Annotated in this window: 1 protein-coding gene; it reads left to right on the forward strand. The window is 46.1% G+C overall.

Going from position 1 to position 382, the window contains the following annotated elements:
• Positions 1–47: 47 nt before the first annotated feature.
• Positions 48–382, forward strand: a 335-nt coding sequence (locus D4A39_RS19390; protein WP_119918611.1) for a mobilization protein, incomplete at its 3' end; no start/stop codon positions are given.

A 382-nucleotide genomic window follows, 5' to 3' on the forward strand; every position in this document is an offset into this window, starting at 1 on the left:
ATACGCAAATCCACAATCTCAAGGAAATGCACAGGCAGGAACTTGACATGAAAGAAAAGGAACTGTCACAGCTCGCCAGAATCATAGACAAGGCTTTCAGGTGGTTCCCGATGTTCAGGGAAATGCTTCGCATGGAAAAGTTCTGTGCCATGCTGGGGTTCTCTAAAGAAATGACCGAAAGTCTTTTGGTCAAGAAAGAAGCCTTGAAATGCAGCGGTAAAATCTATTCGGAGCAGCACAGACGGAACTTTGACATAAAGGATGATATTTTAAGGGTGGAGAATGACCCTGACGATGAAAGCAGGCTGAGCCTGACAATAAACAGGAAGCCGATTGCCGACTGGTTCAGGGAGCAATGGCACAGGCTTAGATACGGAACAAG

Source organism: Alcanivorax profundi, assembly GCF_003597125.1.
Taxonomy (GTDB): domain Bacteria; phylum Pseudomonadota; class Gammaproteobacteria; order Pseudomonadales; family Alcanivoracaceae; genus Alcanivorax; species Alcanivorax profundi.